Below are 15,030 nucleotides of genomic sequence, written 5' to 3' on the forward strand. Positions count from 1 at the left end.
AGAGGGGCGGTGGCCGGTCTGCTACGCCCGCCCCCGTGTGTGGACGGTGAAGGAAGTGATCGGCGAGGCCCGCCGGGGGTTCCGGGTATGGCCAAAAAGTTCTACCCATGAGTAACATCTGGCCATGAGCGCTGAACAGATGACCGTGGGCGAGATGCTCGTCGCGACGGTCCCGATGGCCCGGACCCTCAACCTCGAATTCCTGGAGACGACCGCCGAGCGCGCGGTGGTCCGGCTCCCGGACCAGGCCGAGTACCACAACCACATCGGCGGACCGCACGCCGGAGCGATGTTCACGCTGGCGGAATCGGCGAGCGGAGCGATCGTCATCGCCGCCTTCGGCGACCAGATGTCGCGCGCCGTGCCGCTCGCGGTGAAGGCGGAGATCGGGTACAAGAAGCTGGCCAAGGGCGTCGTCACAGCGACGGCGACCCTGGGCCGCCCGGTGGCCGAGGTCATCGCCGAACTCGACGAGGGCAAGCGGCCGGAGTTCCCCGTGGGCATCGAGATCCAGCGCGCGGACGGCGCGGTGACGGGCGAGATGACGGTCGTCTGGACGCTGCGGCCCAACGCCTGATTCCGGCCGGTTCCGCGAAGAGCCGCCACACGCCCCGAGGGAGGGCGCGTGGCGGCTTTTCGAGCTGTTCGGGCCGTCGGCGGGACAGGTAGGATTCCCGCCGTGCGCCGAGGAGTTGCCCGGCGGGCAACAGGCATCAGCTACGGGAGGAACCGGCGTTGCACATCCAGGAATGGCTGGAGACCATCCCCGCGGTCAGCGTCTACGCCCTGGTGGCCGGCGTCATCGGGCTGGAGAGCCTCGGTATTCCGCTGCCCGGCGAGATCGTCCTGATCAGCGCGGCGCTCCTGTCCGCCGGACACGACGGAATCAACCCGTGGCTCGTCGGCGCCTGCGCCTCGGCCGGTGCGATCATCGGCGACTCGATCGGATACGCCATCGGCCGCAAGGGCGGACGGCCGCTGCTGGCCCGGCTGGGCGGGAAGTTCCCCAAGCACTTCGGCGAGAGCCAGATCGCCATGGCGGAGCGGTCGTTCGAGAAGTGGGGCATGTGGGCGGTGTTCTTCGGCCGCTTCGTGGCGCTGCTGAGGATCTTCGCGGGCCCGCTGGCGGGCGTACTGCACATGCCGTACTGGAAGTTCCTGATCGCCAATGTGCTCGGCGGCATCGTCTGGGCGGGCGGCACCACGGCCGTCATCTACTCGGTGGGGGTGGTCGCCGAGGCCTGGCTCAAGCGGTTCTCCTACCTCGGCCTTGTGGCCGCGGTGCTGGTCGGCGTCGCCTCGATGCTCATCGTCAAGAACCGGGCCAAGAAGGCCGCGGCGTCGGCCGCCCCGGCGCCCGAGTCGGCGGCGGTCGCGGCCACCGACTGACCGTACGGGGACGGCACTGACCGGGCGGTGCGACCCCGCACCGCCCGGTCCGTCGCGCTCTCAGCCCTCGTGGGCCTGCCGGTGCGCCTTGGCCAGCTCCACATAGCCGACCGCGTTGAACCTGATGCCTTCGAGCTCCTCCTCGGTCAGCTGCCGCTTGACCTTGGCGGGGACCCCGGCGACCAGCGAACCCGGCGGCACCCGCATCCCCTGCGGGACCAGCGCCTGCGCCGCGATCAGCGAACCGGCCCCGATGTGCGCGCCGTTGAGGACGGTGGCGCCCATCCCGACCAGGACGTCGTCCTCGACGGTGCAGCCGTGGAGCACGGCGTTGTGCCCGACCGAGACGCGCTCGCCGACCGTGACGGGGAACCCGGGGTCGACGTGCACGCTGCAGTTGTCCTGGATGTTGCTGTCGGCGCCGATGACGATCGGGCCGCAGTCGGCGCGCAGCACGGCGTGGTACCAGACGCTGGAGCCCGCGGCCATCGTGATCTCACCGATGACGACCGAGGTCGGTGCCGTGAAGGCATCCACGTCGATGTCCGGCTCCTTGCCGCCCATTCCCGTGATCAACGCCTGCTCTGCCATCGCCCGTTCCTCCGTGCTCAGGGGTGGTGCGGCCGTGGTCGTCCGGTTCCGGCGACCCGGCCGCGGCTGTTCCGTCGCGCCACAGGAACGGTAAGCGAAGGCCGCCGGACCCGGACCGAGTGGGGTGAACATCACAAGGCACCGCGGTGATCGGCCCGGGCGCCGCCGACTACCGTGTGCGAGTGCCCAAGAACAGGAACACGTTCTCTTCCCTCGCCGCCTGGCGGCGACGCGCCCTGTCCCGGGCCGTCCATCGCGGCTGGCGCTGGGTGCAGGAGTCGGGCGCCGTCACCGCGGACCGCCCCGGCGCGCTGCGCTTCGGACGCATCGGCGCGGGCACCCGGCTGGCCTTCCCGCAGGGCACGGTCTTCGGGGAGCGATGGATCGAGCTCGGCTCGCACTGCGTGATCGGTGAACAGGTCACGCTGACGGCCGGACTCATGCCCGACCTGGACCTCGGCCCCGATCCGATCCTGACCCTGGGCGACGGGGTGGTGCTCGGCCGGGGCAGCCATGTGGTCGCCGACACCACGGTGACCATCGGCCCGGACACGTACTGCGGGCCGTACGTCTACATCACGTCGACCAACCACAGCTACGACGATCCGCACGAGCCGGTCGGCAGACAGTGGCCCCGCATGGAACCGGTCGCCATCGGGCCGGGCTGCTGGATCGGCACCGGAGCGGTGATCCTCCCGGGGGCCACACTCGGCCGCAATGTGGTGGTCGCCGCAGGGGCGGTGGTACGGGGCGAGGTGCCCGACCACGCGGTGGTGGCCGGTGCCCCCGCCCGTGTCGTGCGCAGCTGGGATCCCGAGAAGGGCTGGCAGCCGCCGCTGCGCACCCCCGCTCCGGTGCCGATCCCGACGGGCGTCACGCCCGAGCAGTTGCTGGCCCTGACGGAACCGGGCGAGACGTCGGGTCCGTCCGCCGGCTGACGGGCCTCATCCGGTCGCGAGCAGCACCGTACCCACCAGGGCGAGGCCGGCCCCGGCGGCCTGCACCCCGCGCAGCCGCTCCTTCAGCACGCCGCGCGCCGCCAGGGCGGTGACCACCGGATAGAGCGAGGCGAGCACGGCGGCCACCACGACCGGCCCGTGCTGTGCCGCGACCGAGTACGTGCCGTTGGCCGCGACGTCCGCGAGTCCGACGAGCGCCAGGGCGGGCAGCGCGGCGAGCACCACGGCGGCCCCGCCCTCCTCGGGCAGCGCCGGTGCCCCGCGGCGCACCGATGCGTACAGGGCCGCACCGCCCACCGCGACATTGGTGAGGCGCTGGACGAAGAGCGCCAGGAACAGCCCGGTCACCGTCGTGGACGCCTCGGAGATCAGCGACATCACCGCCCCGAAGCCGAGCGCGGCCACCAGGGTCAGCAGCACCGCCCGGCGCTGCACCGGCGCCCCGCGCAGCTGCGGACCGCCCGCCAGCACGACGCCCACCACGGCGATGCCGACCCCCGCGAACTGCGGCAGCCCCGGCCGCTCCCCGGCCAGGAGCCCGACGCTCACCGGCACCACGACGCCCAGCGATCCGAGCGGGGAGACGACTCCCATCGGGCCGAGCGCCAGCGCCTGGTAGAAGCTCAGCATCGCCATCGGCCCGACGACACCCGCCGCCACCGCGAACCACAACTGCGGACCCGCCTCACCCCAGCCGCCGGTCGCGACCACGACGACCCCCAGCACCACGGCCGCGGCGGCCTGCGAGACGACGACCACGGTGAGCGCGGGGACGCGCCGGGTGAGCAGCCCGCCGCCGAAGTCGGCCAGCCCCCAGAGCAGGCTCGTGGCCAGCGCGAACAGTGCTGTCATTGCAGGCCTCGCAGTACAGTGCGATGAACGGTGGGGTGCACCACACCGTAGTGCAGTTTTTTCGACCCTGTCATCCAAAATATTGGACGGAATGTGTCCGACCTCGATCAGCTCACTCAGTCGCTCGCGCGCAATCTCAAGCGCTGGAGGGGGGAACGCGGCTTCACCCTGGACGCTCTCGCCGCCCGCGCCGGAGTCAGCCGCGGCATGATCATCCAGATCGAACAGGCCCGCACCAACCCGAGCGTCGGCACCACGGTCAAGCTCGCCGACGCACTGGGGGTAAGCATCGCCACCCTGCTCGACTACGAGCAGGGCTCGCCGGTCCGGCTGGTGCCCGAGAACCAGGCGGTACGCATGTGGTCCACCGAAGCGGGCAGCTCCACCACCCTGCTCGTCGGCACGGACGCCAGGGGACTGCTCGAACTCTGGTCCTGGCGCCTGATGCCCGGCGACAGCAGCGCCTCCGATCCGCACCCCGAGGGCACCGTCGAACTGCTCCACGTCACCGCGGGCGAACTCACCCTGGTCGTCGACGGCACCCCGTACGCCGTACCGGCCGGTGGCTCCGCCTCGTTCGAGGCGCACCACCCGCACGCCTACCGCAACGACGGCGCCGAACCGGTCGAGGTGACCATGGCGGTCTCCATCCCGCCCGTACGGTGAGACGAGCGGCCGAAGGGTCCTGGACCGCTGTTAGCGTGAGGCGCATGCGCGCTCCCATCGGCTCCTTCGAGAACGCCGCTCCGGCGGCCGACCGCCTCGACCTGCTCACCGCCCCCGTCGCCGCGGCCGTGACCGCGGGCTGGGGAGGTTTCCCCGCCGAGCAGATCATCCACGTCGACACGGACCCGGCCATCGCCGACACGGCGGTCTTCGCCGAGCACCACGGCGCGGACCTGCTCGACCGGTCGGCCAATTGCGTCGTGGTGGCGGGCAAGCGCGGCGGCGACGTGACCCTCGCGGCCTGCCTCGTCCTGTCCAACTTCCGCGTCGATGTGAACGGCGCGGTCCGCAAGCGGCTCGGTGCCCGCAAGGCGTCCTTCGCCCCGATGGACACGGCGGTCGGCGAGACCGGCATGGAGTACGGCGGCATCACCCCCATCGGCCTGCCCGCCTCGTGGCCGCTCCTGATCGACCCGGCCGTCGTCGACCAGGAATGGGTGCTGATCGGCAGCGGCAGCCGCCGGGGCAAGCTCATCGTCCCGGGCAAGGCACTGGCGGCGCTGCCGGGCGCGGCGGTCGTCGAGGGGCTCGGCATCAGAAGCTGATCCCCTGCGGGGCCCGGGTCTCAGCCGGGCGAGTGACAGAGTGCCCGGGCCGGTGCGCCGGCCCGGTGGGACGGCAGCCAGCCGGACGCGAAGTCGACGGCCTCGTCGATACGGAAGAGCCGGCTCGTCGACGATCCCACCCGGCCCGTACGGACCGGCGCTCCCGCCTCCGGCCCGGCGAAGTCCGCGCCCAGGGCGGCGAAGTCGCTGTCGTCCAGCGCGACGTCCTCGTACTCCCACCACTGGCGGCGGCCCCCGGCCGTCACCACGCAGCGGTAGCTCCGGCGCGGCGGGGCGGGAACCCGGTACTCGCCGAGGTGGAACGCGGTGCAGGTGTCGAAACCGGTGCCCAGCATGAGCACCTGGGCCCGCAGATCGTAGAGCCGGGCCAGGGGGGATTCCTCGCCGAGGTGGCAGTCGGGGCTGTGACCCGCCATCAGCTTCCGGGCCAGCGGACCGAGCGCGGCGAAGGACGTCTGCGGGTGCCCGCTGCGCGCCGTTCCCCCGGAGAGCCGCACGGCCTCCGCGAGACGGCCCATCGACGGCGCGGCCGAAGTCGCCGGGTCGAACGGCGGCATGCTCGCCCGTACGGCTTCCCGGGCCCGGTCACCGAGCCCGCGCACCCGGTTCAGGTAGTGCGGAGAGGTGTCGGAGTTCTCCGGGGTGAAGGCGGGGACGACGAGCGTGCCGTACCCGAGGGCGTCCCGCAACGCACCGGCCATCGCACGGACGCCGCCCCTGACCGGACCCACCGCGCTCATCGACGCGTGCACCAGCAGGACGCCGCCGCGCTCCACACCCAACTCGGTGAGCTGCCCGGCCAGCCGGCTGCGGCTGTGAACGTCGGTCGGTGCGGTGGTAGTGGTCACAGCGGGCCATTCTCCCAGCCGGACGCCGGGTACGACACCACGCACATGCGCGCGAGGGACCCGGGTGCGGTTCAGCGGTCGAGGGCGGGGATCTCGATGGCGGGGCACCGGTCCATGACCATGTCGAGCCCGGCCTCACGCGTGCGGGCGTACGCCTCCGGGTCGACCACACCGAGCTGGAACCAGACGGCCCGGGCGCCCGCCGCGACCGCCTGGCCGGCCACCGCGCCCGCCTGCTCGCTGTTGACGAAGACGTCCACCACATCGACCGGGAACGGGATGTCGGCGAGCGAGGCGTAGCCGTCCTCGCCGTGCACCCGCTCCGCCTTCGGATGCACCGGGACCACCCGCTTGCCGAAGCGCTGGAGCACCTCGGCGACGCCGTAGGCCGCGCGCGACCGGTTGTTCGACAGGCCCACCACGGCCCAGGTGTCGCCGCTGTCCAGGAGAATCCTGCGGATCGTCTCTTCGTCTGCGTACATGATCCGCACAACGGGCCGGGGCCCCGGACCATTCCCGTGAGGTCGTAGGGTGGCCGGATGCAGGAGCAGTACCGGACAGTCGCCCGAGCGGGCGTGCACGAGACCGAGATCAACCGGTCGCGCTTCATCTGCGCGCTCGCCCCCGCCGCCACCGAGCAGGAGGCGCAGGACTTCGTCGCACGCATCCGCAAGGAGCACCCGACCGCGACCCACAACTGCTTCGCCTATGTGATCGGCGCCGACGCCTCCGTACAGAAGGCGAGCGACGACGGGGAACCCGGCGGCACCGCGGGCGTACCCATGCTCCAGATGCTGACCCGACGTGAGATGCGCTACGTCGTCGCCGTCGTCACCCGCTACTACGGCGGGGTCAAGCTCGGCGCCGGCGGACTGATCAGGGCCTACGGGGGAGTGGTCGGCGAGGCCCTCGACGCACTGGGCACCATCACCCGCCGGCGGTACCGCCTCGCCACGATCACCGTCGGCCACCAGCGCGCGGGCAAACTGGAGAACGACCTGCGCGCCACCGGCCGCACCGTGCGCGAGGTGCGTTACACGGAGGCCGTCGTCATCGAGATCGGGCTTCCGGACGCCGACGTCGAGGCATTCCGCGGCTGGCTGGCCGACGCGACCGCGGGCGAGGCCGGGCTGGAGCTCGGCGGCGAGGCGTACGGGGACGCCTGACCCGGTCCCGCGCCCGTACGGCCCCTTCCCCGCCCGGATCGATCTTCCGGGGCGAAGGCCCGGACACGGCGGCCGGTGATGCGAGACTGTGAGGGGTGAGAAGCGAGGGACTCACCACCGCCGATGCGGCCGGCAACCGGACTCCGGCCCGGCGCGATCACGGAGCACGGCCGACAGCGGCCCCGGGGGCGGAGGAAGCGAACGATGCAGGTCGGAGCCGGCTCTTGAGAATTCTTCACACGTCCGACTGGCATCTGGGGCGCTCCTTCCACCGGGTCTCCCTGCTCGAAGCCCAGGCCGCCTACCTGGACCACCTGGTCGCGACGGTGCGCGAGCACGAGGTGGACGCGGTCCTCGTCGCAGGCGACGTGTACGACAGGGCCGTACCGCCACTGGCCGCCGTCGAGCTCTTCGACGACGCGCTGCACCGGCTCGCCGCCGCCGCGGTGCCCACCGTGATGATCTCCGGCAACCACGACTCGGCACGCAGGCTGGGCGTCGGCGCCGGACTGATCGGGCGGGCCGGCATCCACCTGCGGACCGACCCCGCCGGCTGCGCCACCCCCGTCGTCCTGCCGGACGCGCACGGCGACGTGGCGTTCTACGGGCTGCCCTACCTGGAACCGGCCCTGGTGAAGGACGCCCTCAAGGCGGAGCGCGCCGGGCACGAAGCGGTACTGACCGCGGCCATGGAACGGGTACGCGCGGACCTGGCGGAACGCCCCGACGGTACCCGCTCCGTCGTGCTCGCCCACGCCTTCGTCGCGGGCGGCGAGCCCAGCGACAGTGAGCGCGACATCACCGTCGGCGGGGTGGCCGCCGTGCCCGCCGGAGTCTTCGACGGCGTCGACTACGTGGCGCTCGGCCATCTGCACGGCTGCCAGACCGTCACCGAACGCGTCCGCTACTCGGGCTCGCCGCTCGCGTACTCCTTCTCCGAGGCCGCCCACCGCAAGACGATGTGGCTGATCGACCTCGACGCCTCGGGCACGATCACGGCCGAGCGCCTCGACTGCCCGGTGCCCCGCCCCCTCGCCAGACTCCGCGGCCGCCTCGACGACCTCATCGACGAACCCGCGCTGGAGCAGCACCGGGAGTCCTGGGTCGAGGCCACCCTCACCGACCCGGCGCGCCCGGCCGAGCCGATGGCCCGGCTCGCCGAGCGGTTCCCGCACACCCTCAGCCTGGTCTTCGAACCCGACCGGGCCCCCGACGACCCGCACGCCTCGTACGCCCGGCGCCTCAAGGGGCGCGACGACCAGCAGATCGCCGAGGACTTCGTGGCACATGTGCGGGGCGGCTCCGCAGCCGACGAACAGGAACGCACGGTGCTGCGCGGCGCCTTCGACCACGTCCGGGTGGACGACGGCGTGCGCGAGGTGAACCGTTGAGACTCCACCGGCTCACCATCACCGCCTTCGGACCGTTCGGCACCACCCAGACCATCGACTTCGACGCCCTCTCGTCGGCCGGCCTCTTCCTGCTGCACGGGCCGACCGGCGCCGGGAAGACCTCCGTCCTCGACGCGGTCTGCTACGCCCTCTACGGTGCGGTGCCCGGTGCCCGCCAGAGCCCCGGCACCTCCCTGCGCAGCGACCACGCCCCGGCGGAGCTCGCCACCGGGATCGCACTCGAACTGACCGTCGGCGGCCGCCGCCTCGAACTCACCCGGAGCCCCGCGCAGCCCCGCCCCAAGAAGAAGGGCAGCGGCTTCACCACCGAGAAGGCGCAGAGCCGGCTGCGGGAGTACGACCCGGACGAGGGCTGGCGGGCGCTCAGCCGCTCGCACCAGGAGATCGGCGAGGAGATCACCCAGCTCATCGGGATGAGCCGGGAACAGTTCTGCCAAGTGGTGCTGCTGCCGCAGGGGGACTTCGCGCGCTTCCTGCGCGCCGATGCCGAGGCACGCGGCAAACTCCTCGGCAGGCTCTTCGACACCCGCCGTTTCGCCGCCGTCGAGGAGCGCCTGGCCGAACTGCGCCGCGGCGCCGAGACCAGGGTCAGGGCCGGGGACGAACGGGTCCTCGCGGTCGCCCAGCGAATTGCCCAGGCCGCCGGACCCGCCGGCCGCGAAGCGCCGCTCCCCGACATCCAGCCCGGCGAACCGGGCCTCGCCGAGGGCGTGCTGGAGTGGGCCGCCACGGCCCGCAGCGGCGCCCGCGAACGCCTCGACATCGCCGCCTGCGTCCTCGCCACGGCCGAGGGCCGGCAGTCGGCCGCCCACCAGGCCCTCGACAGCGAACGCGAACTGGCCGCACTCCAGCAGCGGTACGAGGAGACGCGCCGCCGGGCCGCCGTGCTCGAAGACCGGCGCCCCGACCGCGACCGATACCACGAGCGACTCGCACGGGCCCGCAAGGCGGACCTCGTCGCACCGGCGCTGGACCTGCGCGACGAGGCCGAGCGCGCCTACCGCCTGTCCTGTCAGGCCCGGGACCGGGCCCGCGCGGAGCTGCCCGGCACCCTGGCGGACGCCGGTGCCGAACAGCTCGCGGAGCTGGAACGACGGCTCCGGCAGGAGCTCGGCGGGCTCGAAGCCGCGAAGCGGGCGGAACTGCGCAGCGCGGCGATCGACGCCGAGCGGGCCGGACTGGAGCGCCAGGCCAGGGCCGACGAGGAGCTGATCCGCGAGGCGGAAGTCTGGCTGGCCGACTGGGAGTCCAGCCGCGAAGGACTGCGGGCCCGCATCGAGGCGGCCCAGGAGGCCGCCACCCATGCGGAACAACTGGCCGGCCGGCTGGAGCCCGCCCGTGCCCGGCTGGACGCGGCCCGCCGCCGCGACGCGCTGGCCGACCGGGTGTCGGCCGCGGCCGAGCGGCTGGCCCTCGCCCGGGAGGACGCCGCCACGGCCCACGAGTCGTGGCTGGAGCTCCGCGAACGGCGACTGCGCGACATCGCGGCGGAGCTGGCGGCCGAGCTGGTGGACGGCGAGGACTGCAAGGTCTGCGGTTCGCCCGCCCACCCCAACCCCGCCCGCGCGGCCGACGGGCATGTCGACCGGGCCACCGAGGAACGGGCGCTCGACGCCCACCGCCGGGCCGATCAGGCACGTACGCACGCGGACCGGGAGCTCGGTGTCGTACGCGAGCAGCACGCCGCCGCCCGCGCGGCCGCACAGTCGGCGGTGCCGCAGCCGAGGGACGGTGCCGATGCCGCCGATCCGGCCGCGTCGGCACGGGTGACCGGGAGCGCCGCCGCTGGTTCGGCCGGGCCGCCGCCGGCGGCCGGGACCGGTTCGATCGCCGCCGGCCCGGCCGGTACCGTGCCCGACGCCGACCCGACCGTCGCCGAACTCGGCGCTCTCGTCGACCGCTTGACCGGCATGCACGTCGAGGCGTACCGCACCGCGGCGGGCATGCACGCCGCGCGCGAGGCCCTCGCGGCCGCCGAGCGGGAACAGGCCGAACGTCTCGAAGGCCGGCAGCTCGCCGAGCGCCGGGCCGCGGCCCGTACCTCCCTGCGCGAAGGGCTGGACCGCGAACAGGCCGCGCTGGAAGCCGAACTGACGGCCGTCCGCGGCGAGTCCGGCAGTGTGGCCGAGCACGCCGCGCTGCTGGAGCGCCGGGTCGGGCTGCTCGCCGCGGCCGCCGAGGCGGTACGTGCGGAGGAGACGGCCGCAGAGCACCGCAAGGAGGCCGACGACCGGCTCGCGGACGCCGCGTTCCGGGCCGGGTTCGACACCCCGCGGGCCGCGGCCGAGACCCTCCTGCCCGATGCCGAGCAGCGCGAGCTCCAGCGGCTCGTCGATGCCTGGCAGTCCGAGGCGGCGGCGGTGGCCGACCGCCTGGCCGAGACGGAGACCCGGGCCGCCGCCGAGCGCCCGCCGGCCGCGGTGGACGCCGCGCGGACCGCGTACGACACGGCCGAACGGCTGCTGCGGGACGCCTCCGCCGCACTGGCGGCCGCGCGCGAGCGCTGCGCCGAACTCGGCAGGCTCTCCCGCCGCGCCGCGGACGAGGTGCGCGGACTCGGTCCGCTGCGCGAGGAGTACGACCGGGTGGCACGGCTGGCCGGACTCACCGCCGGTACCTCCGCCGACAACGAACGAAAGATGCGGCTGGAGTCGTACGTGCTCGCCGCCCGGCTCGAACAGGTCGCCGCCGCGGCCACCGCACGGCTCCGGCGCATGTCGTCCGGCCGCTACACACTCGTCCACTCCGATGCCCGCACCGGAGGCCGCAGATCGGGCCTCGGACTGCATGTCGTCGATGCCTGGACCGGCCGGGAGCGCGACACGGCCACGCTCTCGGGCGGTGAGACGTTCTTCGCCTCGCTCGCTCTCGCGCTCGGTCTCGCCGATGTCGTCACCGACGAGGCGGGCGGGGTACGGCTGGACACCCTCTTCATCGACGAGGGCTTCGGCAGCCTGGACGACCAGACCCTCGACGAGGTGCTCGACGTGCTGGACTCGCTGCGCGAGCGGGACCGCAGTGTGGGCATCGTCAGCCATGTCGCCGATCTCCGCCGCCGCATCCCCGCACAGCTGGAAGTGGTGAAGGAACGGCACGGATCGGCGGTGCGGCACCGCACCACCGGCGAGGTCAGCGGCTGATGGCGCGGCGGGGGAGCGGCGAGGAGTAGACGACGCTCGTGGTCACCGAGCCGAGGGCGCCGATCCTGCCCGCGACCTCCTCCAGATGACTCATCGAGCGGGCGGTGACCTTCAGTACGAAGCAGTCGTCACCGGTGACATGGTGGGCCTCCACGATCTCCGCAGTGGTGTCGAGCAGATCGTGGAACGGCTTGTAATGGCCGTTCGGATAGCGCAGCCGTACGAGGGCGAGAATCGGCAGCCCGAGCCGCTCCGGGTCGACCACGGCGGCGTAACCGCTGATCACTCCGGCCTCCTCCAGCCTGCGCACCCGCTCGGTCACGGCGCTGGGGGACATCGCCACCGCGCGCGCCAGCTCGGCGAACGACACGCGCCCGTCGCGCTGCAGGACATCGAGGATGCGCCAGTCGGTGGCGTCCGGGGAATAGTCGGTCATGCCCGGGACACAACAGGGAAATCCCCGGCAGGGCAAGCATTGTGCCGGGGATCTCATCTTCCGGGGGCGGATCACCGGCCGTAGATTTCTGGGCATGACATCCCGGCTCGCCGCCGTCGCGGCCCATCCCGTTCTGCGCGTCCCGCCGGCCTCCCCGGAGGCGGCCGTCGCCTACTTCGGCGCCTCGCTCGCCTTCCACGCGGATGTCTCCGACGTCGCCGCCGCGCTGGCGGCCGACGGCGATCCGGGCTTCGTGCTTCTGGACTCGCGCTCCACCGAGTCCTGGAACCAGGGGCACGTCCCCGGCGCGGTCCACCTGCCGACCGCGCTCATCGCCGAACAGGCCCACCACCTGCTCGACCCGGCGGTTCCCGTCGTCACGTACTGCTGGGGCCCCGCCTGCAACGGCGCCACGCGTGCCGCGCTCGCCCTCGCCGAACTCGGCTACCGGGTCAAGGAGATGCTCGGCGGCTTCGAGTACTGGGTGCGCGAGGGCTTCGCGTTCGAGACCTGGGAGGGGCGGGAGCGGCGCGACGCGGACCCGCTCACCGCGCCGGCCGGCTCCGACGACTGCGGCTGCTGACCGGCCCGGCCGTGCCGGCTGTGGTGGTGCCCGGCGGCCGGGCTCATGGGGTGAACCGGGCCCGGCCGCCGGGCTGTCGCCTCAGAGCCTGGACAACTCGTCGACGAGATCGTCGAGACCGAGCGGTCCCTGCGACAGGGCGGCCATGTGCCAGGCCTTGGCGTCGAACGCGTCGCCGTGGGCCTTGCGGGCGTTCTCCCGGCCCAGCAGCCAGGCGCGCTCGCCCAGCTTGTACCCGATGGCCTGTCCCGGCATCGAGAGATAGCGGGTCAGCTCGCTCTCCACGAAGTCGGCGGGGCGGCCGCTGTGATTGCCGAAGAACTCCTGCGCCAGCTCCGGGGTCCACCGCTCGCCGGGGTGGAACGGGGAGTCCGCCGGGATCTCCATCTCCGCGTGCATGCCGATGTCCACGATCACCCGGCAGGCGCGCATCATCTGCGCGTCCAGATAGCCGAGGCGGCGCTCGGCGTCGGGCAGGAAGCCCAGCTCGTCCATGAGCCGCTCCGCGTACAGCGCCCAGCCCTCGGCGTTGGCGCTGACCCCGCCGATCGACGCCTGGTAGCGGGACAGACTGTCGGCGACATGCGTCCACTGCGCGATCTGGAGGTGGTGGCCCGGCACGCCCTCGTGGTACCAGGTGGAAACCAGGTCGTACACCGGGAACCGGGTCTCGCCCATCGTGGGCAGCCAGGTGCGGCCGGGGCGCGAGAAGTCCTCGGAGGGGCCCGTGTAGTACGGGGCCGCGGCTCCGCCGGGCGGGGCGATGCGGGATTCCACCTTCCGTACGCGTTCGGCGAGTTCGAAGTGCGTACCGTCGAGTGCCTCGATCGCCTCGTCCATCAGACCCTGCAGCCAGGCCTGGACCTCGTCGACCCCCTCGATGTGCTTGCCGTGCACATCGAGATGGGCCAGCGCCTCCCACGGGCCGGCGCCGGGCAGCACCTTCTCGGCCTCGGTCCGCATCTCGGCGAGCAGCCGGTGGTACTCGGACCAGCCGTACGTGTACGCCTCGTCCAGGTCCAGGTCGGTGCCGTTGAAGTAGCGCGACCAGCGCGCGTACCGCTCACGGCCCACCGTGTCCGGCGCGCCCTCGATCGCGGGGGCGTACACATCGCGCATCCAGTCGCGCAGTGCCACGACCGACTCGGTGGCCACCCGGGCGCCTTCGTCCAGCTCGGCGCGGAGCGACGCGGGTCCGGCGGACGCGAACTCCTGGAAGAAGCCCGGACCGTTCTGGCCCGCCCACTCGTCGAGCTGGCCGATGAAGGTGGCGGTGGCGCGCGGACCGCCGTAGAGCTTGCGTTCCAGCCCGAGCGCCAGCGATTCGCGGTAGCCCTCGAACGCGGCGGGCACCGCGCGCAGCCGGTCCACGACCGCCGCCCAGTCCTCGTCGGTCTCGGTCGGCGTCACGGTGAACACCTCACGGACACTGTGTGCCGGGGAGGCGAGATTGGAGACCGTGCGCAGCCTCTCCTCGGCTTCGTGAACGGCGAGTTCCGCAGTGAGGCGCTCGCGCAGCAGGCGGCCGCAGCGGCGCTCGGCATCGCTGTCCGCACCGGGCAGCCGTTCGGCGGCGTCGAGCTTCGCCAGGGTGGTGCGGGCCAGCTCGGCAAGAGCTTCCTGACCTGCGGGGGAGAAGTCGGGAAGGCGGCGCGAGCTCTCCGCGACTCCGAGATATGTGCCGGTGACCGGGTCGAGTTCGATGAATGCCTCGACGTAGGCGTCGGCGACCTGGCGCGGCAGCGCGCTGTTGGAAGTGTCTGACATGTGGACATCTTCGTACGGCGGAGGCTTCCGCGTCATCATCATTCGGCCTCAGTGGCCCGACTCCGCCGAATCTGCGGACGGAGGCAGCAGCGGGCCGCACTCCCACTGCTGGAATATCAGCCTGGTCTCGACCCGTGCCACCTCGCGGCGCGAGGTGAATTCGTCCAGCACCAGGCGTTGCAGATCGGCCGTGTCCGTGACCGCGACATGGACCAGATAGTCGTCCGGGCCGGTCAGATGGAAGAGCGCACGGGACTCCGGCAATGTCCTGATGCGTTCGACGAACGGGCCGATGAGCTCCCTGCGGTGCGGCCGGACCTGCACGGAGAGCAGCGCCTCCAGGCCCCTGCCGAGTCTTGCCGGGTCGAGCCGCAACTGGTGGCCGAGAATCACGCCGGAGCGGCGCAGCCTGGTCACCCGGTCCAGGCAGGTCGACGGTGCGACGCCGACCTCGGCGGCCAGCTCGCGGTAGGTGGTCCGGGCATCGTTCTGCAGCAGTCGCAGAATGTGCAGATCCACCGGGTCAAGAGCGACAGAATCGGCCATTTGCCGAACGTAGCACGGGAGATCGCCGACGAATCCCGGTGGTTGTTCA

Annotated in this window: 16 protein-coding genes; 9 read left to right on the forward strand and 7 right to left on the reverse strand. The window is 72.7% G+C overall.

Annotation, left to right across the window (positions count from 1 at the left end):
- The first annotated feature begins 139 nt into the window (after positions 1-139).
- Positions 140-577 (forward strand): DUF4442 domain-containing protein, encoded by a 438-nt coding sequence (locus tag ABZ622_RS33595; protein ID WP_360549829.1) that lies wholly within the window; start codon positions 140-142, stop codon positions 575-577.
- 158 nt (positions 578-735) lie between these two features.
- Positions 736-1,389, forward strand: a complete 654-nt coding sequence (locus tag ABZ622_RS33600) for a DedA family protein (protein WP_360549765.1) — start codon at positions 736-738, stop codon at positions 1,387-1,389.
- A gap of 60 nt (positions 1,390-1,449) precedes the next feature.
- On the opposite strand, the gene ABZ622_RS33605 is transcribed toward ABZ622_RS33600, so the two are convergent.
- Positions 1,450-1,980 carry a gamma carbonic anhydrase family protein gene (locus ABZ622_RS33605; RefSeq protein WP_360549767.1) on the reverse strand — a complete coding sequence of 177 codons (531 nt, stop codon included), beginning with the start codon at positions 1,978-1,980 and terminating at the stop codon, positions 1,450-1,452.
- A 182-nt stretch (positions 1,981-2,162) separates the two neighbouring features.
- Between ABZ622_RS33605 and ABZ622_RS33610 the strand changes: the two genes are divergently transcribed.
- Positions 2,163-2,918 carry an acyltransferase gene (locus ABZ622_RS33610; protein WP_360549769.1) on the forward strand — a complete coding sequence of 252 codons (756 nt, stop codon included), beginning with the start codon at positions 2,163-2,165 and terminating at the stop codon, positions 2,916-2,918.
- 6 nt (positions 2,919-2,924) lie between these two features.
- On the opposite strand, the gene ABZ622_RS33615 is transcribed toward ABZ622_RS33610, so the two are convergent.
- Positions 2,925-3,791: a DMT family transporter gene (locus ABZ622_RS33615; protein ID WP_360549771.1), complete on the reverse strand. Its 867-nt coding sequence runs from the start codon at positions 3,789-3,791 to the stop codon at positions 2,925-2,927.
- A 93-nt stretch (positions 3,792-3,884) separates the two neighbouring features.
- Between ABZ622_RS33615 and ABZ622_RS33620 the strand changes: the two genes are divergently transcribed.
- A complete protein-coding gene (locus ABZ622_RS33620; RefSeq protein ID WP_360549773.1) occupies positions 3,885-4,457 on the forward strand; it encodes an XRE family transcriptional regulator in 573 nt (190 codons plus the stop codon).
- 44 nt (positions 4,458-4,501) lie between these two features.
- Positions 4,502-5,062: a YbaK/EbsC family protein gene (locus tag ABZ622_RS33625; RefSeq protein ID WP_360549775.1), complete on the forward strand. Its 561-nt coding sequence runs from the start codon at positions 4,502-4,504 to the stop codon at positions 5,060-5,062.
- Positions 5,063-5,082: 20 nt separating this feature from the next.
- On the opposite strand, the gene ABZ622_RS33630 is transcribed toward ABZ622_RS33625, so the two are convergent.
- On the reverse strand, positions 5,083-5,931 hold the full coding sequence (locus ABZ622_RS33630) for an AAC(3) family N-acetyltransferase (RefSeq protein WP_360549777.1): 849 nt from the start codon (positions 5,929-5,931) through the stop codon (positions 5,083-5,085).
- Between the two features lie 71 nt (positions 5,932-6,002).
- The gene (locus ABZ622_RS33635; RefSeq protein ID WP_259934561.1) at positions 6,003-6,413 is read right to left on the reverse strand and encodes a CoA-binding protein; all 411 of its coding nucleotides are present in this window, start codon (positions 6,411-6,413) and stop codon (positions 6,003-6,005) included.
- 57 nt (positions 6,414-6,470) lie between these two features.
- Here ABZ622_RS33635 and ABZ622_RS33640 point away from each other — a divergent pair, with 57 nt between their 5' ends.
- The 3 genes from ABZ622_RS33640 (at position 6,471) to ABZ622_RS33650 (ending at position 11,649) form a co-directional block, all read left to right on the forward strand.
- Entirely contained in the window at positions 6,471-7,097 is a 627-nt protein-coding gene (locus tag ABZ622_RS33640; protein ID WP_360549780.1) for a YigZ family protein, read from the forward strand.
- 224 nt (positions 7,098-7,321) lie between these two features.
- Positions 7,322-8,488: an exonuclease SbcCD subunit D gene (locus tag ABZ622_RS33645; protein ID WP_360549782.1), complete on the forward strand. Its 1,167-nt coding sequence runs from the start codon at positions 7,322-7,324 to the stop codon at positions 8,486-8,488.
- Positions 8,485-11,649, forward strand: a complete 3,165-nt coding sequence (locus ABZ622_RS33650) for an SMC family ATPase (RefSeq protein ID WP_360549784.1) — start codon at positions 8,485-8,487, stop codon at positions 11,647-11,649. Before ABZ622_RS33645 ends, ABZ622_RS33650 begins: the two co-directional genes overlap by 4 nt.
- Here the strand turns inward: ABZ622_RS33650 and ABZ622_RS33655 are convergent.
- Positions 11,639-12,085: an Lrp/AsnC family transcriptional regulator gene (locus ABZ622_RS33655; RefSeq protein WP_360549787.1), complete on the reverse strand. Its 447-nt coding sequence runs from the start codon at positions 12,083-12,085 to the stop codon at positions 11,639-11,641. The genes ABZ622_RS33650 and ABZ622_RS33655 overlap by 11 nt on opposite strands.
- A 94-nt stretch (positions 12,086-12,179) precedes the next feature.
- Here ABZ622_RS33655 and ABZ622_RS33660 point away from each other — a divergent pair, with 94 nt between their 5' ends.
- Complete coding sequence (locus ABZ622_RS33660; protein ID WP_360549789.1) at positions 12,180-12,668, forward strand: rhodanese-like domain-containing protein; 489 nt, start codon at positions 12,180-12,182, stop codon at positions 12,666-12,668.
- A gap of 81 nt (positions 12,669-12,749) precedes the next feature.
- Here ABZ622_RS33660 and ABZ622_RS33665 read toward each other — a convergent pair whose 3' ends face one another.
- On the reverse strand, positions 12,750-14,435 hold the full coding sequence (locus ABZ622_RS33665; protein ID WP_360549791.1) for a DUF885 domain-containing protein: 1,686 nt from the start codon (positions 14,433-14,435) through the stop codon (positions 12,750-12,752).
- Between the two features lie 48 nt (positions 14,436-14,483).
- On the reverse strand, positions 14,484-14,981 hold the full coding sequence (locus ABZ622_RS33670; RefSeq protein ID WP_360549793.1) for an Lrp/AsnC family transcriptional regulator: 498 nt from the start codon (positions 14,979-14,981) through the stop codon (positions 14,484-14,486).
- Positions 14,982-15,030 lie beyond the last annotated feature (49 nt).

Source organism: Streptomyces sp. NPDC007164, assembly GCF_040634135.1.
GTDB lineage: Bacteria > Actinomycetota > Actinomycetes > Streptomycetales > Streptomycetaceae > Streptomyces > Streptomyces sanglieri.